20 protein-coding genes and 1 tRNA gene are annotated in these 22,039 nt (G+C 63.2%); 8 read left to right on the top strand and 13 right to left on the bottom strand.

Features of this window, described 5'->3' with window-relative positions:
• Positions 1 to 8 precede the first annotated feature (8 nt).
• Both FYB76_RS09795 and FYB76_RS09800 read left to right on the top strand, forming a co-directional pair.
• Positions 9 to 1,370, top strand: a complete 1,362-nt coding sequence (locus FYB76_RS09795) for a sensor histidine kinase (RefSeq protein WP_195724610.1) — start codon at positions 9 to 11, stop codon at positions 1,368 to 1,370.
• Positions 1,363 to 1,932 carry a flagellar protein FlhE gene (locus tag FYB76_RS09800; RefSeq protein ID WP_154133530.1) on the top strand — a complete coding sequence of 190 codons (570 nt, stop codon included), beginning with the start codon at positions 1,363 to 1,365 and terminating at the stop codon, positions 1,930 to 1,932. Before FYB76_RS09795 ends, FYB76_RS09800 begins: the two co-directional genes overlap by 8 nt.
• Before the next feature lie 30 nt (positions 1,933 to 1,962).
• Here FYB76_RS09800 and radA read toward each other — a convergent pair whose 3' ends face one another.
• Complete coding sequence (gene radA / locus FYB76_RS09805) at positions 1,963 to 3,348, bottom strand: DNA repair protein RadA (RefSeq protein WP_154133531.1); 1,386 nt, start codon at positions 3,346 to 3,348, stop codon at positions 1,963 to 1,965.
• An 88-nt stretch (positions 3,349 to 3,436) separates the two neighbouring features.
• Positions 3,437 to 4,516: an alanine racemase gene (alr, locus tag FYB76_RS09810; RefSeq protein ID WP_154133532.1), complete on the bottom strand. Its 1,080-nt coding sequence runs from the start codon at positions 4,514 to 4,516 to the stop codon at positions 3,437 to 3,439.
• Positions 4,517 to 4,782: 266 nt separating this feature from the next.
• On the opposite strand from alr, the gene lplT reads away from it, so the two are divergent.
• Entirely contained in the window at positions 4,783 to 6,054 is a 1,272-nt protein-coding gene (gene lplT, locus FYB76_RS09815) for a lysophospholipid transporter LplT (protein ID WP_088753831.1), read from the top strand.
• A gap of 33 nt (positions 6,055 to 6,087) precedes the next feature.
• On the opposite strand, the gene FYB76_RS09820 is transcribed toward lplT, so the two are convergent.
• Genes FYB76_RS09820 through tsaB form a run of 4 tightly spaced genes read right to left on the bottom strand, consistent with a single transcriptional unit; the run spans position 6,088 to position 9,344 of the window.
• On the bottom strand, positions 6,088 to 7,098 hold the full coding sequence (locus FYB76_RS09820) for a DUF1853 family protein (protein ID WP_154133579.1): 1,011 nt from the start codon (positions 7,096 to 7,098) through the stop codon (positions 6,088 to 6,090).
• A 13-nt stretch (positions 7,099 to 7,111) separates the two neighbouring features.
• Positions 7,112 to 8,131, bottom strand: coding sequence for a uracil-DNA glycosylase family protein (locus FYB76_RS09825; RefSeq protein WP_154133533.1), 1,020 nt, complete (start codon positions 8,129 to 8,131; stop codon positions 7,112 to 7,114).
• Positions 8,128 to 8,622 carry a ribosomal protein S18-alanine N-acetyltransferase gene (gene rimI / locus FYB76_RS09830; protein WP_154133580.1) on the bottom strand — a complete coding sequence of 165 codons (495 nt, stop codon included), beginning with the start codon at positions 8,620 to 8,622 and terminating at the stop codon, positions 8,128 to 8,130. Before rimI ends, FYB76_RS09825 begins: the two co-directional genes overlap by 4 nt.
• A 2-nt stretch (positions 8,623 to 8,624) precedes the next feature.
• Positions 8,625 to 9,344, bottom strand: coding sequence for a tRNA (adenosine(37)-N6)-threonylcarbamoyltransferase complex dimerization subunit type 1 TsaB (tsaB, locus tag FYB76_RS09835; RefSeq protein WP_154133534.1), 720 nt, complete (start codon positions 9,342 to 9,344; stop codon positions 8,625 to 8,627).
• 111 nt (positions 9,345 to 9,455) lie between these two features.
• Between tsaB and FYB76_RS09840 the strand changes: the two genes are divergently transcribed.
• The gene (locus tag FYB76_RS09840; RefSeq protein ID WP_088753827.1) at positions 9,456 to 9,884 is read left to right on the top strand and encodes a thioredoxin family protein; all 429 of its coding nucleotides are present in this window, start codon (positions 9,456 to 9,458) and stop codon (positions 9,882 to 9,884) included.
• Between the two features lie 36 nt (positions 9,885 to 9,920).
• Here FYB76_RS09840 and FYB76_RS09845 read toward each other — a convergent pair whose 3' ends face one another.
• The gene (locus FYB76_RS09845; RefSeq protein WP_088753826.1) at positions 9,921 to 10,832 is read right to left on the bottom strand and encodes a LysR family transcriptional regulator; all 912 of its coding nucleotides are present in this window, start codon (positions 10,830 to 10,832) and stop codon (positions 9,921 to 9,923) included.
• Between the two features lie 249 nt (positions 10,833 to 11,081).
• Between FYB76_RS09845 and FYB76_RS09850 the strand changes: the two genes are divergently transcribed.
• The 3 genes from FYB76_RS09850 to FYB76_RS09860 all read left to right on the top strand — a co-directional run bounded on the left by FYB76_RS09850 (position 11,082) and on the right by FYB76_RS09860 (position 13,379).
• Complete coding sequence (locus FYB76_RS09850; RefSeq protein WP_088753825.1) at positions 11,082 to 11,360, top strand: DUF4148 domain-containing protein; 279 nt, start codon at positions 11,082 to 11,084, stop codon at positions 11,358 to 11,360.
• 528 nt (positions 11,361 to 11,888) lie between these two features.
• The gene (locus FYB76_RS09855; RefSeq protein ID WP_154133535.1) at positions 11,889 to 13,142 is read left to right on the top strand and encodes an aspartate kinase; all 1,254 of its coding nucleotides are present in this window, start codon (positions 11,889 to 11,891) and stop codon (positions 13,140 to 13,142) included.
• Between the two features lie 143 nt (positions 13,143 to 13,285).
• Positions 13,286 to 13,379 (top strand) — tRNA-Ser (locus FYB76_RS09860).
• Positions 13,380 to 13,483: 104 nt separating this feature from the next.
• Here FYB76_RS09860 and FYB76_RS09865 read toward each other — a convergent pair.
• The 4 genes from FYB76_RS09865 to FYB76_RS09880 are packed head-to-tail and all read right to left on the bottom strand — an operon-like array spanning position 13,484 to position 17,631.
• On the bottom strand, positions 13,484 to 14,449 hold the full coding sequence (locus tag FYB76_RS09865; RefSeq protein ID WP_154133536.1) for an XdhC family protein: 966 nt from the start codon (positions 14,447 to 14,449) through the stop codon (positions 13,484 to 13,486).
• 13 nt (positions 14,450 to 14,462) lie between these two features.
• Positions 14,463 to 15,014 carry a hypothetical protein gene (locus FYB76_RS09870; protein WP_154133537.1) on the bottom strand — a complete coding sequence of 184 codons (552 nt, stop codon included), beginning with the start codon at positions 15,012 to 15,014 and terminating at the stop codon, positions 14,463 to 14,465.
• Positions 15,011 to 15,466 carry a (2Fe-2S)-binding protein gene (locus FYB76_RS09875; protein ID WP_154133538.1) on the bottom strand — a complete coding sequence of 152 codons (456 nt, stop codon included), beginning with the start codon at positions 15,464 to 15,466 and terminating at the stop codon, positions 15,011 to 15,013. Before FYB76_RS09875 ends, FYB76_RS09870 begins: the two co-directional genes overlap by 4 nt.
• Before the next feature lie 11 nt (positions 15,467 to 15,477).
• Positions 15,478 to 17,631 carry a molybdopterin cofactor-binding domain-containing protein gene (locus tag FYB76_RS09880; RefSeq protein WP_154133539.1) on the bottom strand — a complete coding sequence of 718 codons (2,154 nt, stop codon included), beginning with the start codon at positions 17,629 to 17,631 and terminating at the stop codon, positions 15,478 to 15,480.
• Between the two features lie 522 nt (positions 17,632 to 18,153).
• On the opposite strand from FYB76_RS09880, the gene FYB76_RS09885 reads away from it, so the two are divergent.
• A complete protein-coding gene (locus FYB76_RS09885) occupies positions 18,154 to 19,098 on the top strand; it encodes a GlxA family transcriptional regulator (RefSeq protein ID WP_229296937.1) in 945 nt (314 codons plus the stop codon).
• A 63-nt stretch (positions 19,099 to 19,161) separates the two neighbouring features.
• Here FYB76_RS09885 and sodC read toward each other — a convergent pair whose 3' ends face one another.
• Positions 19,162 to 19,698, bottom strand: coding sequence for a superoxide dismutase family protein (gene sodC / locus FYB76_RS09890; RefSeq protein ID WP_154133540.1), 537 nt, complete (start codon positions 19,696 to 19,698; stop codon positions 19,162 to 19,164).
• A gap of 256 nt (positions 19,699 to 19,954) precedes the next feature.
• On the bottom strand, positions 19,955 to 22,036 hold the full coding sequence (locus FYB76_RS09895; protein WP_154133541.1) for a bifunctional diguanylate cyclase/phosphodiesterase: 2,082 nt from the start codon (positions 22,034 to 22,036) through the stop codon (positions 19,955 to 19,957).
• Positions 22,037 to 22,039: the final 3 nt, after the last annotated feature.

Raw genomic sequence — 22,039 nt, forward strand, 5'->3', positions numbered from 1 at the left:
GTTTGCCGATGAAAACCCGCCCTCAATCCGGATGGTTCAGCAACGGCCTGTTCTGGCGCACCTTCTTCCTCCTGACCTTCCTGATCACCGCCAGCATGGTGGCCTGGGTGGCCAGCTTTCGCATGGTCGAACGCGGACCGCGTGCGGAGCAGCTGGCCGCCCAGATCGTCTCGGTGGTCACCATTACCCGCGCGGCGCTGACGCACTCGGCCCCTGAGATGCGCCGGGAGCTGCTGTTCGACCTGGCCAGCAATGAAGGCATCCGCATCTACCCGCTGGAAAAGAGCGACCGCATCGTACCGCCTGAGGATTCGCCCATCGTCCCGGAATTGGAGTACTACGTGCGCCAGTCGCTGGATGAGAACACCATCTTTGCCTCCAGCGTGAATGAAGTGGAAGGCTTCTGGATCAGTTTCAACATCGACGACGACCAATACTGGCTGATGCTGGACCGGGGAAGACTGGACCGCACCTCCGGCCTGCAATGGCTGGGCTGGGGTTCGATTGCGCTGTTCCTGTCGCTGATCGGCGCTGTCTTCATCTCCACCCTCATCAACCAGCCCCTGGCCCGCCTGACAGCGGCGGCCCGGGCCATCGCCAAGGGACGGCAGCCTGAACCGCTGCCTGAATCCGGCCCGACCGAGATCGAGGAAGCCAACCGCAGCTTCAACCAGATGGTGGCCGACCTCAATCGTATCGAATCGGACCGCGCCCTGATCCTGGCCGGCATCTCGCACGACCTGCGCACCCCCCTGGCGCGCATGCAGCTGGAAGTGGAGATGGCCAACCTGTCCGATGAATCGCGTGATGGCATGCATTCGGACCTGGCGCAGATGGACAGCATCATCGGCCAGTTCCTCGACTATGCTAAACCCTTCGATGCCAACAGCCTGGAAAGCATCGACCTGGCAGGGGTACTGGAAGACGTGGCGGCCAAGTCTGCCCGTCTGTCGGACGTCAAGCTCACTACCGAAATTACGCCCGCCACCGAGGTCGCGGGCAATGGCACGGAGCTGGCGCGCGTCTTCAGCAACCTGATCGAGAACGCACGCCGCTACGGCAAGACGCCCGGCACCGATTGCGCGGAAATCCACGTACGCAGCCGTATCGAGGGCCATCAGGTGGTGGTGGACGTCTTTGACCATGGCCCGGGCGTGCCGGAGAGCGAATGCGAACGCCTGCTGCGCCCCTTCACCCGTCTGGACACGGCGCGCGGCCAGGCCAACGGCTCCGGCCTGGGCCTGGCCATCGTCAACCGCATCGTACTCAAGCACAATGGCAAGCTGCTCCTGAAGGGCCATGAAGAAACCCACGGCGGATTGCTGGTACAGATTTCCCTGCCCTTGAAGGGCCATCGCCGCCATGCGTGAGCGGGCATCCGGCTGGCGCCTGCTGCCCTGGCTGCTGTGCGCCACCCTACCCGCTTTGGCGTGCGCACAGACCCACGCAGACCGCAACCTGAGCATCCCCGCAGCAGGAAGCGACGGCAGCAAGCGTCCCATCGTGATCGTTTCGCCGGTCATTCCCAATAGCCCCTCGCCGCTCAGCATCGCGCCGCCACAAGGCGGCCCGACGGGCGCCTATGCTTCCGACGAGCCCGGCCCGGACATCCGTGCCCGCAATGCCGACTACATCACGCAATTCAAGGTGGTGGGACAGATACCGGCCGGCGCGATCATCCGCAGGGTCAGCTGGCGCTATACGCTGGCCAGCAAGCCGCCTGGCTTCGAGGCCAGGCTATGCTGGAAAGATGCGGGGGTATGCTGGGACGTGAGCCAGGCCAATGCCGGCAGTACCGAATTCTTCAATGGCCGCGATGCAGGCCAGCCTTTCCAGCTGCACTACAGCGTGCGTGGTACGGCCCGCACAGGCGAGCCGCCCATCAAGGGCGAGGTCAACCAGGTCATCGTCACCTTCGACACGCCCGGCTGATCCGGTGCCAGCACAGGCTCAGCTTGGGGTTCAGGCCGCGTATTCGTCGATCTCGCGCGCCTTCTGCAAGGCGTCGTCGATACGTTCCACCGCAATCACCTTCAAGCCTTCGATGGCCTGCTTGGGCGCATTCGCTTTGGGAATCACGGCAATGGAGAAGCCCAGCTTGGCGGCCTCGCGCAAGCGCTCCTGGCCGCGCGGTGCCGGACGGATCTCGCCGGCCAGCCCGACTTCCCCGAAGACCACCAAACCACGCGGCAGGGGTTTGTTGCGCATCGAAGAATTGATCGCCAGCAGCACTGCCAGGTCGGCGGCCGGTTCAGTAATCTTCACACCGCCGACTGCGTTGATGAAGACATCCTGGTCGAAAGCGGCGACCCCCGCATGACGGTGCAGCACCGCCAGCAGCATGGCCAACCGATTCTGCTCCAGGCCCACCGACAGGCGGCGCGCGTTGGGAACGTGCGAGCTGTCCACCAGCGCCTGGATTTCCACCAGCAGCGGACGCGTGCCCTCCTGGGTCACCATGACACAGGAGCCGGGCACCTGATTTTCGTGCTGGGAAAGGAACAGGGCCGAAGGGTTGGAGACCCCTTTGAGACCCTTCTCGGTCATCGCAAACACGCCCAGTTCGTTCACTGCCCCGAAGCGGTTCTTGAAGGCCCGGACCAGGCGGAAGCTGGAATGGGTGTCGCCCTCGAAGTACAGCACGGTATCGACGATGTGTTCCAGCACGCGTGGCCCGGCCAGCGCGCCTTCCTTGGTCACGTGGCCGACCATGATGATGGTGATGCCGGAGGTCTTGGCGACCCGCGTCAATTGCGCCGCGCACTCGCGCACCTGCGCCACCGACCCGGGAGCCGAAGTCAGGGCATCCGAGTAGACGGTCTGGATCGAGTCGATCACGGCCACTTCAGGTTTGTGCTCGGCCAGGGTGGCCAGGATCTTTTCCAGCTGGATCTCGGCCTGCAGTTGCAGTTCACGGGCATCCACCGCCAGGCGCTTGGCGCGCAAGGCGATCTGCGAGCCGGACTCTTCCCCGCTCACGTAGAGCACCTTCTTCAGTTTGGAGATATTGGCCAGCGCCTGCAGCAGCAGCGTGGACTTGCCGATGCCAGGGTCGCCCCCGATCAGCGCCACGCCGCCCGGCACCAGGCCACCGCCCAGCACGCGGTCGAATTCCTCGATGCCGGTGCCAAAGCGCGGCACGTCGATCGCTTCGATATCAGCCAGGCTCAACACCGGTGCGGTCTGCGCCAGGCTTTGCGGGGTCGACGAATAGCGATTGCCGCCACCCGTCTCCACCAGCGTCTCGACCAGGGTATTCCACTGGCCGCAGGCCGGACACTGGCCGGCCCATTTGTTGCTGACCCCGCCGCATTCGGTGCAGGTGTAATTGGTCTTGACCTTCGCCATCGTCGCCTTGCCGCTCTCTGCTCTACTCTACCTGGGTATGCCTGCTGACACTTCCCGGAAATCTGCCGGGAAGTTCATCTTTTTTCGCTCAGTCCACTTCACGCACCGCCACCCGTGGGGCCAGCGCGCACATCAATTCATATCCGATCGTACCCGCCGCAAAGGCGACCTCATCGATGGGCAACTGCTGGCCCCACAGCTCGACGCGGCTGCCCACACCGGCGCCGGCAAGCTCGGTCAGGTCCACGCACAGCATGTCCATCGATACCCGCCCCACGGTACCGGTCTTGACGCCATCCACCAGCACGGGCGTGCCGGTCGGTGCATGGCGCGGATAACCGTCGGCATAGCCGCAGGCGACCACTCCGACACGCATCGGCTTGTCGGCCACGAAGCGGCTGCCGTAGCCGATGGCTTCGCCGGGGGGGATGTCCTGCACGCCGATGATCTGGCTTTCCAGCGTCATCGCCGCGCGCAGGCCGAAATCGGCGGCACTGCCACCGCCCGGGGTGCCGCCGTACAGCATGATGCCGGGACGCACCCAGTCATGGGCCAGCTCGCCATGCATCAGGTCGGCAGCGGAATTGCAAAGACTGCGGGGACCGGGCAGGCCTTCGGTGCCGGCCTGGAAGCGGCGCACCTGCTCGGACAGCGGCAAGGACGGGTTGAGCGCATCGTCGGCATTGGCGAAGTGGGTCATCATGGTGATGCTGCGTACGCTGGCGATCTTGCTCACGCGCGCATGGGCAGCGTGAAAGGCCTCGGGCTTGAAACCCAGGCGGTTCATGCCGCTGTTCATTTTCAAGTGCACATGAAAGCCGGCATCGGTGACGAATCGTTCCAGCATCACTATCTGTTCATCGCAATGCACGGCGAACTGGATGTCGTGGCGGGCCAGCACCGGCAGGTCATCGGCATCAAAGAAACCCTCCAGCAGCAGGATGGGCTTGGTCCACCCCAGCTCGCGCAGGCGTACCGCGTAATCCGGCTCGACCAGCGCCAACCCGTCGGCGGCGGCAAAGCCGCGCATGGCACGTTCCAGCCCGTGGCCATAGCCGTTGGCCTTGAGCACGCCCCAGACGCGGGCGTTGGGCGCATGGGCGCGGGCGACGGCAAGATTGTGTTGAAGTGCGGAAATGCTGATGGAAGCGACGATCGGTCTTGGCATGATATGCAGTGGCGGTAACGAGGGCAGATGGCTCACGGGGGCGTTCGCGGGCAGGCGAACGGCCGATCTCGGCTGGCAATGCGCACGGCGAGCGGCAAGGCCGCCATGGACCTGCCTGTCGCGGTTCGCCCGGAAGTTTTGTCCAGCGGGGAACAAGCAAGCATTTTACCGGACGAACATCTTTATGGTTTGACTTATGACGGAGCGTGCATGGTTTCATGGTATAAAGCTACCCGGACATCATTTGTTATACATCTTGGACAGGGATGAATCGCGGTTTCTATACCATCATGGCGGCGCAGTTCTTTTCGTCGCTCGCCGATAACGCGCTGCTGATCGCCGCCATCGCCCTACTTGCCGAAATGCATTCGCCAGCGTGGATGACCCCGCTGCTGAAGCTGTTTTTCGTGCTTTCCTATGTGCTGCTGGCGGCCTTCGTGGGCGCCTTCGCCGACGCCTTCCCCAAGGGCAAGGTCATGTTGATCACCAACATGATCAAGATCGTTGGCTGCTCTCTCATGTTCTTTACCGTGCATCCCTTGCTGGCGTATGCGGTGGTCGGTTTCGGTGCGGCCGCCTATTCGCCGGCCAAGTACGGGATCCTCACCGAACTCCTGCCGCCGGAAAAACTGGTGGCTGCCAACGGCTGGATTGAGGGGCTCACGGTGGGTTCCATCATCATGGGTACAGTCCTGGGCGGAGCGCTGGTCAATCCCAAGATTTCAGCGGTGATCCTCAGCTTCGATTTCCCGATGATCGACCTGCCCATCGATACCCCTACCGAAGCGGCGCTGTGCATCATCTCCTGCATCTACATCGTCGCCGCCCTCTTCAATTTCTACATTCCTGATACCGGTGCCCGCTACGAGCACCAGGAACGCAACCCCATCCGCCTCATCGTCGATTTCGCCGGCTGCTTCACCACCCTGTGGAAGGACAAGCTGGGCCAGATCTCGCTGGCCGTGACCACGCTCTTCTGGGGCGCGGGCGCGACGCTGCAGTTCATCGTCCTCAAATGGGCGGAAAAGTCACTGCACATGCCCCTGGACAAGGCTGCCATCCTGCAGGGCATCGTCGCCGTGGGCGTGGCCCTGGGCGCGGTCGCCGCCGCCCGCTTCGTGCCGCTGAAGAAATCGCTGACGGTGATGCCGCTGGGCATCATCATGGGGATTGTGGTGATGCTGATGACCACCACCACCTCGGTGTGGGTGGCCTATCCGCTGCTGGTGATCGTGGGAGCGCTTTCCGGTTACTTCGTGGTACCGATGAATGCCCTGCTGCAACACCGCGGCCACGTGCTCATGAGCGCGGGCCATTCGATTGCCGTCCAGAACTTCAATGAGAACCTCTCGGTGCTGACCATGCTGGTGCTGTATGCCTTCATGGTGCGCATGAATCTCGATGTGAATACCGTCATCATCATCTTCGGCTCCTTCGTGGCCGGCATCATGTATCTCATCATGCGCCGCCATGCTGCCAACCAGCGCGAGCATGACTCGCTGGCGCTGATCGGCGAGGACAAGCATCCCCACCACTGATTTTTCGATGGATCGAAGGTCTGGACAGGCGGTTCAGACCGGCACGATGGCGTGCTGCACCGTGGCCGCAGCACGCGCTTGCCACTGCGGCGGCACCACGAAACCGCGCATGACTTCCAGCCAATGCGGCTCTGAACTTTCCTTCAAGCGGCATTGCGCCACCATGACGGGGCTGTCGTCAGCCGTGAACATTTCTTCCAACCGGACCAGCAGCTGCGCCAGCGACATGCACTGCCCTGCTGGCAGGTGAGCCGGCGCCAACCAGGACAGGCGCGGCAAGACGGCGTAGCCTGTGGTGCCATCGTCGACGCCCGGCAGCGCGGCTGCATCGCACCAGAAGCCCCGGCAATGTTCGGCGGCGATGCCCATGGCCGGCGGCAGGCTCAGCGCCGCATCCAGCGGATAGAACAGCCATCCCTTGACCAGCGCGCGCGCCGCGACCACGGGCGCCGGCAGGACCGCCTGCGCGGCCGGATGTTCGGAAAGCTTCAACTGCTGATCCATGATCTTGCGCATCTTGCGGCCCAGCGAGTCGGCCAGATTGGGTCCGACGAAGGCATCCGCCTGCGCCGTCGCGGCGAGCTGCCGCGCCTGCAAGAGATAGAACTTGGTGGCGAACTCCCAATGCACCACGCCGGCATCGCTTTCCGCCTCGGGGGATCGGACCAGGAAATCGAATTCGCCCAGCGTCTCCCGGGTCGCTCCCTGGTTGCGCACCTGCAAATTGGCAGCGACCAGGCAGTCCTGCTGGCGCAGGTAGAAACCGAGCAGCTTTTCAGCGTAGCGACCGAGGCGCCCTGACGGCTGTTGCGCCAGATGGGCGTGCAAGGCCGCATTCATGGCCGGATCGTATTGCAGGTCATGCAGCCAGCCGGCCACTTCGGGCGACAGCTGGCCCAGCGTGGCGACCCGTCCATCCCAGCAGGCAGCCTCCGGGGCCAGCAGATCGGGGGCATACAGCAGCCAGGCCAATGCCCGCACGTGCGGGTCGCGCAGGTCGGGCCAGCGCTGGTGGAAGCGCGCCTGATGCGTGGTCAGGTCCATGCCGGGCATGGGGTCAGCGGGCTTGCGAAGCGTAAGTGCTCATGGCCAGGCACAGGTCTGCCCAGGCCTTGCTCTTGTCGGTGAGCGTGCGCAGCAGATAGGCCGGGTGGTAGGTCACCACCAGCGGCAAGTCCTGGTAGCGATGCACCGTGCCGCGCAGGCGCGAAACCGGCGTGGCCGGTTCCATGCCCAGGAGCGAAATGGCCGCCGTCTTGCCCAGCGCCACCAGTACGGTTGGCTGGATCAGTTCGATCTGGCGCTGCAGGTAAGGCAGGCAGGAGGCCACTTCCTGCGGCGAGGGCGGACGGTCGCGGCCGTTGTCATCGGTAGGTCGGCATTTGACGATGTTGGCGATGTAGGCGTTCTCACCGCGTTTGACCCCCATGGACAGCAGCATGTTGTCCAGCAGCTTGCCGGCAGGACCGACGAAAGGTTCACCCTGTTGATCTTCATTGCGGCCGGGGCCTTCGCCGATGAAGAGCCATTTGGCCTTTTCGTCACCTACGCCGAAGACGGTATTCTTGCGGCCTGCGCACAGCCCGCAGCGGCGACACTCGGAAACCTGCTGCTTGAGCTGCGGCCAGTCCATGCTCTTGATGCGGGCGATCAGGGGGTCGACGGCGGGGGCGTCTTCCTCGTCATCGCCGTCCGGAATCAGCATGGGTTCGAGCGCGGTACCGAAGTCCATCTCATCCAGCCAGGACGGCGGGCCGCCCTCTTCCTCGGACGGTGCTCGCGTACGGGCGGGCGCGGCGGGAGCCGGGCGTGCAGCAGGAATGGACGGTCGTGCGACCGGCGCAGCGACGGGCAGCTTGGCTTCGGCCACGAGGGGCTCGGGGGCGATGACTTGGGGCGCTTCGACGGCTGCAGCGGGCACGGCCGCAACCGAGTCCTGGGCAGGCACTTGCGCATGTGCGGCCTGGACTTCCTCCACCGCCAGTTCACGCCGCACCCAGACCGGGCCGATGCCCAGCGCATCCAGCAGGGCCAGGGAGGAGCCGAAGCCCGGATCTTGTTTCAATTCTTCACTCATAAGGGCAGGCTCATGACGATAGCCCCTTCTCGGGCCTGGTTGGCGGCGGGATAGTAATTCTTGCGCCGCCCGATTTCGGCAAAACCATACTGGCGGTACACCTTCGCCGCATGCACGTTGGATTCACGCACTTCCAGCAGCATGGTGTGCATGCGGTGCTGGCGCGCCAGCGAGGTCGCACGGTCCAGCAGCATGCGGCCCAGCCCCTGGTGCTGATGCAGGGCGGCCACGCTGATATTGAGCAGGTGGGCTTCATCCACGGCCAGCATCACCAGGAAATAGCCCAGCAATTCGCCGTGGGCGTCACGCAGGGTCTGCGCCTGGTAACCACTGTAGAGCGAGTCCTGGAAGTTGCCGCGGGTCCAGGGATGGGAATAGACGGCCTCTTCGATGCTGAGCACCGCATCCAGGTCGGCCGCACCCATGGCAGCAAAGTGCAGCCGTCCATAGCGCGGATGCACGGCTGGCAAGGGCAGCGCCAGTTCGTCCATGCTCATGCCGCACCCTTGGCGGCATCACGCACTTCGCGCTCGGCCGTGGTCAGTGCTACCTTGTTGCGCAGGTAAAGCGGCTGCGCCTGCTGTGCCGGCAGCGCCAGGCCTGCGCCGAAATGAACCTGGCCCAACGCCGCCACCTGGCGCGCGTGGGGCATGGCCTGCGGATGCACGCTGGCGAAGGCAGCGGTGCAGAAGTCTGCATTGAAATGCTCGGCATACACCGACAAGCCGTTGCCACAGGCATGCGGCCTGCCTTCGACCGGCACCTGGGCGGCCGACGACAAGGCCGGCTCGGCCAGCACCTCCCAACCACCACCGGTGCGGGCGCGGTAGCGCGCCCAATAGACTTCACCCATGCGGGCATCGAGGACGGCCAGCACATCGCTGGCCTGGGCATTGTCATCGCGGCAGGCCTGGGCTGCCGCTTCCAGCGTCACCACAGGAACTACCGGACGGTCGCAGCCAAAGGCCAGTCCCTGCACCACGCCGCAGGCGGTGCGCACGCCGGTGAAGGAGCCCGGGCCCACGCCAAAGGCCAGCGCATCGCACTGCGACAGCGCCAGGCCGGCATCGGCCAGCAATTGCTGGATCATGGGGAGAATGGCGTCGGAGTGGGTCTGGGCGCCTGCAGACTGGCGCGCAATCAGTTCGCCCCGGTGGAGCAAGGCCGCCGAGGCCAGCTCGGTGGAGGTTTCAATGGCAAGAATCGTGGACATCCCGCTATTTTACCGTGCGGCGCGCAATTGTTCGGTGCGTTCGCGTCTATCGTGATCCTTTGTGCGGCAGCGCAAAACCCTTCGCGCCGAAGGGGGTAAAATACACCCGCCATGTCCTACCAGAAATTAGACCAAACCAACCGCCGCACGCTCGCCGAGGCGCTTCGCAACGACACCTGGGTCGTGGCTTGCCTGTGTGCGAACTGGTGCGGCAGCTGCCGCGAATATGAAGCTGCCTTCCAGGCCTGGGCGGCCCGCTATCCTCAGCATCACTTCGTGTGGATCGATATCGAAGACCAGGCTGACCTGGTCGGCGATCTCGACATCGACAACTTCCCCACCCTGCTGATCGAACGGGGCGCCACCGTGGCCTTCTTCGGCCCCATGGAACCGGACACCCGCCTGGCTGAGCGCATCCTGCTGGCCCAGGTTGAGAAAAGTGACGCCGACCTGCAGCGCGAAGCCGCCAGTTCCGCCGAACGCCGCACCTGGCAGGAAGAATGCAGCCTGCTGGACAAGCTGGCCGATGTGATCGGCTGAGGCTTCCCTCAACGCGCGGGGCTACAGGTTGCGGCGTCAGGTCAGCCAGGGATCGGTTTCCGGGTGCGGGAAGCGCGCACTGATGAAATCGGCAAAGCTGCGCACCTTGGCCGACAAGAGCCGACGGCTCGGATACACCATTGAAATGACCACCTGGCCCATGTCAAAGCCCGGCAGGACCTGCACCAGCTTGCCGCATCGCAGATCGTCCCCGAGCGAATAGGAAGGCCGCAGCACGATGCCCATGCCGGCCAGGGCCAGGTCGCGCAGCAGCACGCCGCTGTTGGAGACCACCTTGCTGACGATGGGCACATCCATCACGCCGGACTCGGTATTGACATGCCAGTGATGGCGCAAATATTCATGCGAGAAGTTAAGGCAGCTGTGGCGCGACAGGTCCTCGGGCTGTTCGGGCGCACCGGCACGCTCCAGGTAGGCAGGTGAAGCACAAAGGATCACCCGGGCCACCCCCAGCTGCCGCACGATCATGCTGGCATCGAACTTTTGCATGCTGCTGAAGAATCCGATATCGATGCCCTCTTCCACCAGGTCGATGGAACGGTCCGAGAGGTGGATGTCCAGCCCCACTTCGGGATAAGCCTGGGTATAGGCAGCCAGCATCTCGCCCAGTTGCGACTGGCCAAATCCGGCGTTCGAATAGATCGCCAGCGTTCCCGCCGGGCGCTTGGTCTCCAGCGACACCAGGGCTTCGGCATCGTCGACCTCGGCCAGGATCATGTGGACCCGCTCCAGATAAGCCTGCCCGGCCTCGGTGAGCGAAAGACGCCGGGTCGAGCGATTGAGCAGGCGCGTACCGAGATGGGCCTCCAGGTCGGCAATGAACCGGGTCGCCACGGCGTTGGAAATGTCGAGCAACTCGGCGGCGCGCACGAAACTGCCCTGCTCCACCACCTTGGCAAACACCCGCATTGATTGCAGCCGATCCATTTTTCAAGCCCTCGATTGTTCCAGAAAGAGAAATAGTCAATTCCGATTAAACCTATTTTTCTTTGTCTTCGCAATATTTACACTTCAGTCATCGGTTGGCGCAATGCAACAAAGCAACAAGCAATGCACCCACCGGCTTCGCCAGGGCGCCCACGAGTGGGCTTTCCCACAAGGAGAGCATGGATCAGTCCCACGACTCGCCGGCCCCTGGAGAAGAAGACCCCATCAACCCAAACGAAGGACATTATCATGAACATCAAGAACATCATCGTTGCCGCCTCCCTGCTCGCCGCTGCCGGTGCCGCCATGGCTGAAGCCCCGTATCCCCCGGAAACCCCGTTCCAGTCGACCCAGACCCGTGCTGACGTGAAGGCCGAACTGCAACGCGCCCAAGCCAACCATGAAATCGCTTCGCGCAACGAGTACCCGATCATCCACCAGGCTCCCTCGCAGCTGAGCCGCCAGGATGTCGCCAACCAGGTGCAACAAGCCAAGACCTCGGCACAGAACCTCTACACCGGCGCCTGATCGGAACCGATCTGCATCCGGTCCCCGGATGGACCGATTCCAACCCGGCAGCGTTCCGCACCGGCGCATCCCCCGCGTTATACAGCATGAACGCGAACGAGTGCCTGCCACCTGCGTCTGAACCACCGCATCGGGATCCTGCAAGACCGTAGCAGCTTTACCAGCAGTACCGCAAATACGTACCGCAGCACCATCTGCCATGTCGCCAGCAACAAACGGGCGCATGACAGCTGGTGCACCACGCCTGACTTCCCTCCTCCACGCCATCCCCGCCCAACTTCTTCACCTGCCCTGCCTTTGATGCATGGAGTACGCATTCTCATCGCCCGAGTCTGGCAAATCGTGCGCGCCTTGCCCTGTCAGCGCGCTTTTTTGCTGCGATGCGACATGCAAAAATCCCCGCAAATGCTTGCCAGATCACGCTTTCCCTTGAGATTTTGGCGCACCGCATGTAAAGTCAAGGGTTTGTTCCCTCCGGCCTAGCTAAGGGTTTTCTTGTCAAAGTCGGGCCACCTTTTTTTATCCCCTATGGCTTTATACGTTCACAAATACGGCGGCACCTCGATGGGCTCGATCGAGCGCATCCAGAATGTCGCAAAGCGCGTTGCCAAATGGCACGACGCCGGCCATCAGATCGTTGTCGTGCCTTCGGCGATGTCTGGTGAAACCAACCGTCTCCTGGGCATGGCCAAGGAAATCATGGCCCAGCCCGACGGCCGTGAGCTGGACATGCTGGCCTCGACCGGCGAACAGGTCTCGGTGGCGCTCCTGTCCATCGCCCTGCAGGCGCTGGGCAAGCAGGCCGTCTCCTACGCTGGCTGGCAAGTCCCCATCAAGACCGACTCGGCCTTCACCAAGGCGCGCATCCGCTCCATCGATGATGCCAAGGTCCGCAAGGACCTCAACGCCGGCAAGGTCGTCATCATCACCGGTTTCCAGGGCGTGGACGCCGACGGCAACATCACCACCCTGGGCCGTGGCGGCTCGGATACCTCGGCCGTGGCCGTGGCCGCTGCCATCAAGGCGGCGGAGTGCCTGATCTACACCGACGTCGATGGCGTCTACACGACGGACCCGCGCGTGGTGAGCGATGCTCGCCGCCTCAAGACCGTGACCTTCGAAGAGATGCTGGAAATGGCGTCCCTGGGTTCCAAGGTCTTGCAGATCCGCTCCGTGGAATTCGCCGGCAACTACAAGATGCCGACCCGCGTGCTGTCGTCGCTGACCGACCCGCTCACGCCGCTGGCCGAAGAAGCCGCCTCCGGCACCCTGATTTCGTTTGAGGAAGACAAGAACATGGAACAAGCAACCATCACCGGTATCGCCTTCAGCCGCGACGAAGCCAAGATCACCGTGCTGGGCGTGCCCGATCGTCCGGGCATCGCCTACCAGATCCTGGGCCCGGTGGCCGACGCCAACATCGAAGTGGACATGATCATCCAGAACCAGTCGGTGGAAGGCAAGACCGACTTCACCTTCACGGTGCCGCGCGGCGAATACGCCAAGGCCGTGGAAGTGCTTAACAACAGCGTCAAGGCGCACATCGGTGCGGCTGCCATCAATGGCGACACCAAGGTCTCCAAGGTTTCGGTGGTGGGCGTGGGCATGCGCAGCCACGTGGGTATCGCTTCGCAGATGTTCCGTACGCTGTCGGAAGAAGGCGTGAACATCCAGATGATCTCCACCTCGGAAATCAAGATTTCGGTGCTGATCGACGAAAAGTACATGGAACTGGCCGTGCGCGCGCTGCACAAGGCATTTGACCTGGACAGCGCCAAGTAAATCACGCACGGCGCAAAGCGAAGACCGCACCGGTGAAAAAACAGTGTTTATTTGCAAGACGACTGTTGACCGGATGCAAATGAGAAGATATTATCTCGGTCTTCGCTGAGGCAACGCAGCAATGCGATAACAGCCTTCAGTGTGGAGACGTGGCCGAGTGGTCGAAGGCACTTCCCTGCTAAGGAAGCATACGGGCTTAAACCTGTATCGAGGGTTCGAATCCCTCCGTCTCCGCCAAAGCTTCACATGAAAAACGGGTCCTGATGGACCCGTTTTTCATTTCTGCTCTTCCATCCTCACCATCAAAGACATGCGGTTCGATTCGGAGGCCGGGCATTCGATCACCCGGACCTGCGCCCCCTCCCTTCCCCACTGTTACGCACCTGGATCATCTCCGCCATGATGGAAATGGCGATCTCATGCGGAGTGCGGCTGCCGATGTCCAGACCAACCGGCCCATGCAGCTTGGCAACCTGATGCGCATCGAGGTCCAGCTGCAGCAGCCGTTCGCGGCTCCGCGACTGGTTCAGACGCGAGCCGATGGCGCCGATGTAGAAGGCATCGGTCTTCAATGCTTCCATCAAAGCCATATCGTCCAGCCGGGGATCATGCGTCAGCGCGACTACGGCGCTACGCCGGTCCAGCCGCATCTCCAGCACCAGATCATCGGGCATGGCATGCAATACCGATACGCCCGGCAATGACCAGGCAAGCCGGTGTTCTTCACGCGGGTCGCAGACGGTGACTTGATAATCGAGGGCACTGGCGATCTGGGCCAGGAACTGCGAGAGCTGGCCTGCACCGATGATCAGCAGGCGCAAACGGGGGCCGTGAATGGTGGTCAGCGCATGCTGGTCCAGGCGTAACTGTTCGTCCTCCCTGGCATCTTCCAGGGTGACCTCGCCACTACCCAGATCCAGGCGGCGGCGAGTCAAGCAGCGCCGCTGCAGTCGTGCCAGCAGCGCCGCCATCTGGCTGTGTGCGGCAAGCGGTTCGACCAGCAGTTCAACCGTACCGCCGCACGGCAGGCCGAAGCGGTGCGCCTCATCGGCGGAGATGCCGTAGACCAGCCGTTGCGGCAAGCGGCGGACCAGGCCGCCGGCGCGCGCGTGCGCAATCAGGTCATCTTCGATGCAGCCGCCCGAGACCGAACCTACCACGACACCATCTCCACGGATGGCCATGGTCGAGCCAGGCGGTCGCGGACTAGAGCCCCAGGTCCGCACGACGGTGACGTACTCGCAGGACAGCCCCTGCTGCAACCATTGCACGCAAGCCTGCAAGACCTTCAGATCGATGCTCTCCATGCTTGGCCCAGACTCAACCGGGGCAAGGCATGCCAGCGGCGGCCCACATTTCGAGCATCTGCACGAACTGTGCGTGCGACATCGGCGGGATGGTGCGATCCGCACCGGGCGACCACGCCCACAACACCAGCGGATCGGTCTTCATGTGCTCGATGACCTGGGCTCCCGTCCTGCGATTTCCGTTGCGCGCCGGGTCGCGCATCTGTTCGCACACACCCTTCTTGTCCAAGCCCTGCCAACGCATGGACAGCGGCGCCAGATGCCAGTTGGGCGCACCTGGAACTTTGCCCTGCGCGGTATTGCTGGCCTGGTGGCAGGCTGCGCATTTGAGCACGGCCGACCCATGCCCGTCCTTGCCGCGCACCACCTGCTGGGCATGCAGCACGCCCATATCCTTTTGGTGCGGCGCTTCTGCCTGGTGGCAGTTCAGGCAGCGTGGCGACATCACTACGCTGGCGATGGGTTCAAACAGCGAACCGTCGTCGCGCCCCTTGTTGCCGGCAGTCTGCGCCTGGGCCACGGCACACAGGCACACCAACAGCATTGCCACGAGCGAGCGCATCATGATTGCCCCGCGGCTTTGTGGATCGCCGCGCGAATGCGGGGATAGGTGCCGCAGCGGCAGAGGTTGCCGGACATGGCCTGGTCAATATCCTTGTCGCTGGGCTTGGGGATGGCGCGCAGCAATGCCACCGCCGCCATGATCTGGCCCGACTGGCAGTAGCCGCACTGCGGTACGTCGATCTCGGCCCAGGCACTCTGCACGCGCTGGCCCACCGGCGTGGCACCGATTGCCTCGATGGTAGCGATCTTCTTGCCCACCGCCGCAGATACCGGCATGACGCAGGCCCGGGTGGGCTGGCCGTCGACATGGATGGTGCAAGCGCCGCACAGCGCTGCACCACAGCCATACTTGGTGCCGGCCATGCCCAGTTCGTCGCGCAAGACCCATAGCAGGGGGGTATCCGCTTCGGCCTCCACCTTGACCAGCTTGCCGTTGATGTTCAGAGAAATCATGTGTGCTCCTGTCAGCTTGTCTGCAAGGCTGCCACGATTGGCAACTTGCGAATTCGTATTCCGGTGGCCGCATGCACGGCATTGGCCAGCGCCGGCATGACACCGGAAGTACCCGGCTCACCCATGCCGCCAGGGGCGTCCTGGCTGGCAACGATGTGGGTTTCGATGCGCGGTGTCTCATTCATGCGCAAGACCCGGTAATCGTCGAAGTTGCCCTGCTCCACCCGACCGTTGCGCAGCGTGATCTGACCCCACAGGGCGCCGGAAATACCGAAGATCACGGCGCCTTCAACCTGGGCCTGGACGGTATCGGGATTGATCACCACGCCGCAGTCCAATGCGCAGACAACCCGTTCTACCTTGACCTCTCCTTGCTCGACCTTCACATCGACCACCATCGCCATGTAGGTGCCAAAGGCAAACTGCACCGACAGGCCGCGCCCGGTCTTGCCGTCGCGCGGCCCACGCCAGAGCGCTTCACGCGCGGCCACTTCCAGCACCTTGCGCGCACGCGGATTGTCCTGGAGCAGGGACAAGCGGTATTGCAGGGGATCAATACCAGCGGCAAAAGCAAGCTCGTCGATGAAGCTCTCCACCACGAACACATTGTGGGTAGGACCTACGCCGCGCCAGAAAGCGGTGGGCAGCGGCGGTTCGTGACGGGTGTAATCGACCCGGATGGCGGGAAAGGAATACGGTGGTCGCTCGGCACCATCCAGGGTTTCCTCATCGTAGCCATCCTTGAAGGCCGGCGGCAGGAAACGGCCGAGCACCGAAGAGCCCGTCAGGTGATGGAACCAAGCTACCGGCATGCCCTGGGCGTCGAGACCCGCGCGCAGGCGGTCGAACCAGTAAGGCCGGTACATGTCGTGGCGGATATCGTCCTGACGGCTGTAGATCACCTTGACCGGATGCTTGACCTGGGTGGCGATGCGCACGGCACGTTCGACGCCATCGATTTCGAGCCGGCGTCCGAAGCCGCCGCCCAGCAGGAAGTTATGCACGGTCACCTGGTGCTGGGACAATCCGGTGACCTTGGCCGCCACGGCCCTTGCCAGCGTCATCACCTGTGTTCCCGTCCACACCTCGCAATGGCCAGGCGTCACATGCACGGTACAGTTCATCGGCTCCATGGCGGCGTGTGCCAGGAAGGGAAGTTCATAGGTGGCTTCCAGTACCTTGGCGGCGCCGCCAATGCGGACCTCGGGATCGCCTTCGCTGCGCACGCGTGTCGCGCCCTTGTCGCTGGCACGCCGCATGTCGGCAACGATGGCGTCGGTCGACAGGTCCGCGTGCGGTCCTGCGCGCCAGGTCGGCCTGGCCGCCAGCAAACCCTTCTGGGCCGCGCCGTAGTGGTCGGCAACGACGGCCACACAGTCGTCGAGCTGCACCACCTGGCGCACTCCGCGCACGCGCAGTGCGGCGGCTTCATCCACGCCATCCAGGCGCCCGCCGAGCGTGGGAGTGATGGCCAGTGCCGCCACCTTCATCCCGGGCAATTGCACATCGATGCCGTAGCGCGCTGAGCCATCGAGCTTGGCAGCCGTATCCAGGCGGCGCACCGGCTTGCCGATCAGCCGAAAATCAGCCGGCTGCTTCAGCGTGATGGACTGCGGCGCCGGCAAGGGCAAGGCAGATGCAGCATCGACCAGCGCACCGTATGCCAGCTTGCGGCCACTTGCCGGATGCATGACGACCCCGCTGCGGGCCAGACAGCCCGCCGGATCCACCTGCCAGCGCTGGGCGGCCGCCTGGACCAGCAACATGCGGGCCGCCGCGCCGGCCTGGCGCATCGGCATCCAGGCCGCGCGCATGGTGGTGGAACCTCCAGTCACCTGAAAACCCAGCGCCGGATTCATATAGCGTTTATCGTCGGCACCGGCGTGCTCCAGTACGATGTCATGCAGTTCGACTTCAAGTTCTTCGGCGATCAGCATGGGCACTGAGGTGTAAGTACCTTGTCCCATCTCTACGTAAGGCATGGTCATGGTGATCCGACCATCAGCGCCGATACGCAGCACTGCACTGGGTTCCCAGCTGGTGCTGCCGGCGTGCGCAGGCAGTGCGGCACGCTCGCGCGCGCCGGCCTGGGGCAACAGCACGCCCAGCATGAGGCCGCCGCTGCCGGCTGCCAGGGTTTTGAGGAAAAGTCGACGGTCAGTCATGGGAGTCCTGGCGTGTTCGTGCTGCGGCCATCCCGATCACGGGAAAGCCACGTCAAGGCAAGTGGAAAGGAGGTCCACAGGCAACCAGCGCGGTGAGGGGCCGCAGCGGCTGCCAATGGCGGATGAAAGACGGTCCAGGCAACGCAGGCGCACCACGAGGAGGTGCTGGCTTGCGCTCCGGACAAGCAAGATTATACGGAGCCGAACAGGCTGCAACTGCCAGGAAAAACGCAAATCCAGCCATCCCGCAGAGCTTGTCCCCACAGTGGAAATGGCCTTGTCGATGGCAGAAATCTCAAGGGTTCCTGTCCTTCCCTATCGGCCTGGCGATGCTATATTCCGGCGTCCCGCTCCGTTGGGCCCAGTCCTTCCTGGCGGCAGGCGGTCTCGGCGCGGATGACTTTCTGCTGCTTGCGCGATCCAAAGAAAGGCGCCGCCGTGCGCGGCCCATTGATGAGGTCTTGTAGTGGAAAGTTGGCACTTGTATGCTGGCGGGACCGTTTTTATCTTCTGTGAGGTCCCTTGGTCGCCCGAGTCGCATTGCTTGTCTATCCCGGATTCCACATCGTGGATCTGTCCGTTCTTTCCATCCTTGGAATTGCCAATCACTTCTCCCCGGGCAGCTACGCCGTGGATCTGGTCTCCATGCGCGGAGGATACGTCGACAGCAGATCGGGCGTGCCCATCGGCACACGGGCCATAGACGATTCCCGCTACGATACCCTGATCGTGGCCAGCACTCCCGGTGTGCCCACCCCCTGCCCTGGCATGCTGGAGCACTTGCGCCACGCCAATGAAGACTGCCGCCGCATCGCCGGGATCTGTACCGCAGCATTCCTGCTGGCAGAAGCCGGTTTGCTCGACGGCCGCGCCGTCACGACCCACTGGAGCTTCGCCGAAACGCTGGCCAGGCGCTTTCCCCGGCTGCAAGTCCGGCCAGACCAGATCTACGTGCGCGATGGGAAGTTCTGGAGTTCGGCAGGGATGACGGCCGGGACAGATATGGTGCTGGCCATGGTGGAATCCGATCTGGGCCATGAGGTCACACGTGCCATCTGCAAGACCATGGTACTGAGTCACCGCCGCCCGGGCGGCACCAGCCAATTCTCCATCCTGGCCGAGATCGACCCCAAGCAGGAGCGTATCCAGCGCGTACTCAGTTTCATCCGGGAAAATCTGCGGGAGCCACTGACCATTCAGCAATTGGCAGACCACGTGAACTGGAGCGCACGCCATTTCAGCCGGACTTTCCAGGCGGAAACCGGCTTGTCGCCCGCCAAGGCGATCGAAAAACTGCGCGTGCAGGCGGCGCAGTCACTGATGGAAAGTGGCCATTCGACGCCCTCCCGCATCGCCATGCAGACCGGTTTCGGTGATGACGAGCGGATGCGGCGGGCCTTTGCTAGGGTGCTGGGAGAATCCCCGCAGAAGATCCTGCGCGACATTCGTACCCGCAAGCAAGCCTGAGTCTGCCCGCCTCCAGCCAGTGAACAAACTTCTGGCCGGGCCGAGCAAACCCGCACAGTATCCTTACTGGATCACCCCGCACGCCAACCGCACGCCTCCGCCACCCAGCGCAGCCGGATGATCCGAGTGATTATCCCCGCCCACGTGCACCATCAGCGCATGTCCCCGCACTTCAGCCAGCGTCTTCAGGCGCGGTGCCAGCACCGGGTAGTCGGCCTTGCCATCCGCACTCACGTAAAGGGCAGGCAGGTCTCCCAGATGCCCCTCGCCGTAGGGTCCTTCATGCTTGCCCGTCTTCTGTGGATCCCAATGGCCGCCAGCTGCCAGGGCAGGCTCCATCTTCCCATCCTTCTCCAGTGGCGCGCAGGAAGCGTTCTGGTGTACGTGGAAGCCGTGCACACCGGCGGGCAAGCCCGTCAATGCCGGCTGGAACACCAGTCCATACGGCGTCTCGCTGATGGTCACCTCGCCCGCCGCAGCCACCACTCCCTGGCCATTGACCAGGTTCAGCGGCACCTTGATGGGCGCCTCCGCCGCCATGGCCAGCGATGCTGCAGAGGTGCAGGCCAGCAGGGCCAGCTGTGCAATACGTCGTTTCATGATCGTTCTCCTTCGTTGGTTGTATGGTGAAGAATATGCATTGACACGGCAGCCCGCCAAAAATCAGTGAAATCCGTGATGAAATCTGGACAACATTCTCCAGTCGGACCGAAATACTTCGAGAGAATGCCCGAAAGTCTCAGATTTCTCACAAGGCGGGCTCCAGCATAGGGCCGCATCCAGCGCAGGACAACACGGAAATCGGGGAGAAAACGCAGGAGACCGGCAGCGCGAAGGCGCTCACCGGCCGGTGGCCTCATTGCTCGGGCAGACCTGCCGCAGGCAGGGCGGACGAAGCCGCCTGCTGCATCACGTTGAGCTTGCGCCCCTCCAGCAGCATGGCATGGAAGTCCGCCGCCGGAATGGGGCGCGAGAAGAGGAAGCCCTGCAATTCGTTGCAACCGGCTTCGCGCAGGAAGTTGAATTGCTTTTCGGTCTCCACCCCTTCGGCGATGACCTTGTGGCGCAATTGCTTGGCGATGCCGATGATGGCGCTGGCAATGGCGCAGTCATTGGTATCGTCAGGGATGCCCATGGTGAAGGAGCGGTCGATCTTGAGCGTATTGATGGGGAAGCGCTTCAGGTACGAGAGGCTGGAATAGCCGGTCCCGAAGTCATCCAGTGAAATCGTGATGCCCAGGCTGCAGATCTTTTCCATGATGGAAATGACGCGATCGGTGCTGTGCATCAGCATGCTCTCGGTGATTTCCAGCTCCAGCCAGTCGCCGCTGAGCGCATGCCGGTTCAGGGCCGCCCGCACACGGTCCGGCAGGGAGCGGGTGAATTCGCGCGCCGTCACGTTCAGGGCGATGCGGATCGGTGCCAGGCCGGCTTCTTTCCACGAGCGCGCCTGGCGGCACACGGCGTCCAGCACCCAATCGCTCAACTGCACGATCAGGCCGGTTTCTTCAGCAATCGGGATGAATTCACCCGGCAGCAGCAATCCGCGCTCCGGATGCTGCCAGCGCACCAGGGCCTCGCCACCGGTGATGGCCAGGGTGTTCATATCCACCTTGGGCTGGTAGTACAGCAGCAATTCGTTGTATTCGAAGGCGTGCAGCAAACCGGTTTCGATGCGCAACAGGTCCAGCGTGTTGCGATTCATCTCTTCGCTGTAATAGACGTAGCCGTTCTCATTGTTGTCGCCACCCTGCTTGGCCCGGTACATGGCGATGTCGGCCAGGCGCAGCAAGGTTTCGGTATCGCTGGCATCTTCCGGATACATGCTCACGCCAATGCTGGCGCCCACGCGCAACTCGTGGCCATCGATGAAGAATGGATCATCGAAGACGGCCAGCAGTTTCTGGGCCACGAAGCCGGGATGGTAATCCTTGTCGATATCGAACAGGGCCACCGCAAATTCGTCGGCGCCCAGACGCGCCACCACATCCTGCTCGCGCAAGGCGCGGCGCAAGCGCAGGGCCACTTCCACCAGCAGCATGTCGCCGGCCACATGACCCAGCGTATCGTTGATGGGCTTGAAGCGATTCAGGTCGATGAACATCACGCAGCCGTGCATGCTTTCATGGCGGGCTTCGGTCAGCGCCTGATCCACGGTGCGGGTAAGCAAGGTGCGGTTGGGCAGGCCCGTCAAGGCATCGTAATAGGCCAGGTGATGGATCAGCTTTTCCGCATTCTTGCGTTCGGTGATGTCGTTCAGATAGCCGATCAGGCCGATCGGATGGCCGCTCTGGTCACGCATGACCGACAACGACAGGCTGGCCCAGAACACCTCGCCGGACTTCTTGCGGCGACGCACCTCCATCTCGCGGCCACCCTGCTCCAGGAACAGGTCGTGCAGCGAATCCTCTTCCTCTTCGTTCTCGTAGAGGAAGAGCACATTGCGGCCGATGGCTTCCAGCGCGCTGTAGCCGAAGAGCTGCTCGGCGCCGCGGTTCCAGCTGGTGATGAAACCGGCCGGGTCCATGGTGATGACCGACTCGTGCATCTGGTTCAGGATCTGGGCCTGCTGCTCCAGCTTGGCTTCGATCTGGTCCAGCGAACGGGCGCGCTTGTCGGTCTCGGCACGGCGCTGCATCAGGCGCCCCAGGAAGGCCGCCAGCATCGCCAGGCGCGTACGCTCCAGTTCCGTGTAAGGACGGGTCAGGGCCGGGAAGACGAAGTAGCCGAACTGTGCATCCTCATGCTCAACCACCTGGCACAGCCCATCGGGTGTCACGGCGGGCAGGCTGACCACGAAGCGTCCGCCCGGACGCTTGAGCAAGCCGGATGCAATCCCTCCGAGCGCGGCGTGCAAGGCCATGCCCTGCAGGTTCTGCATGGCGTCCAGCAGTGCCGAACAGCATGCCAGATCGTCAGTGCCCACGGAGGAGATCATCGT

It is taken from the genome of Herbaspirillum sp. CAH-3 (genome assembly GCF_009668275.1).
GTDB lineage: Bacteria > Pseudomonadota > Gammaproteobacteria > Burkholderiales > Burkholderiaceae_D > Herbaspirillum > Herbaspirillum aquaticum.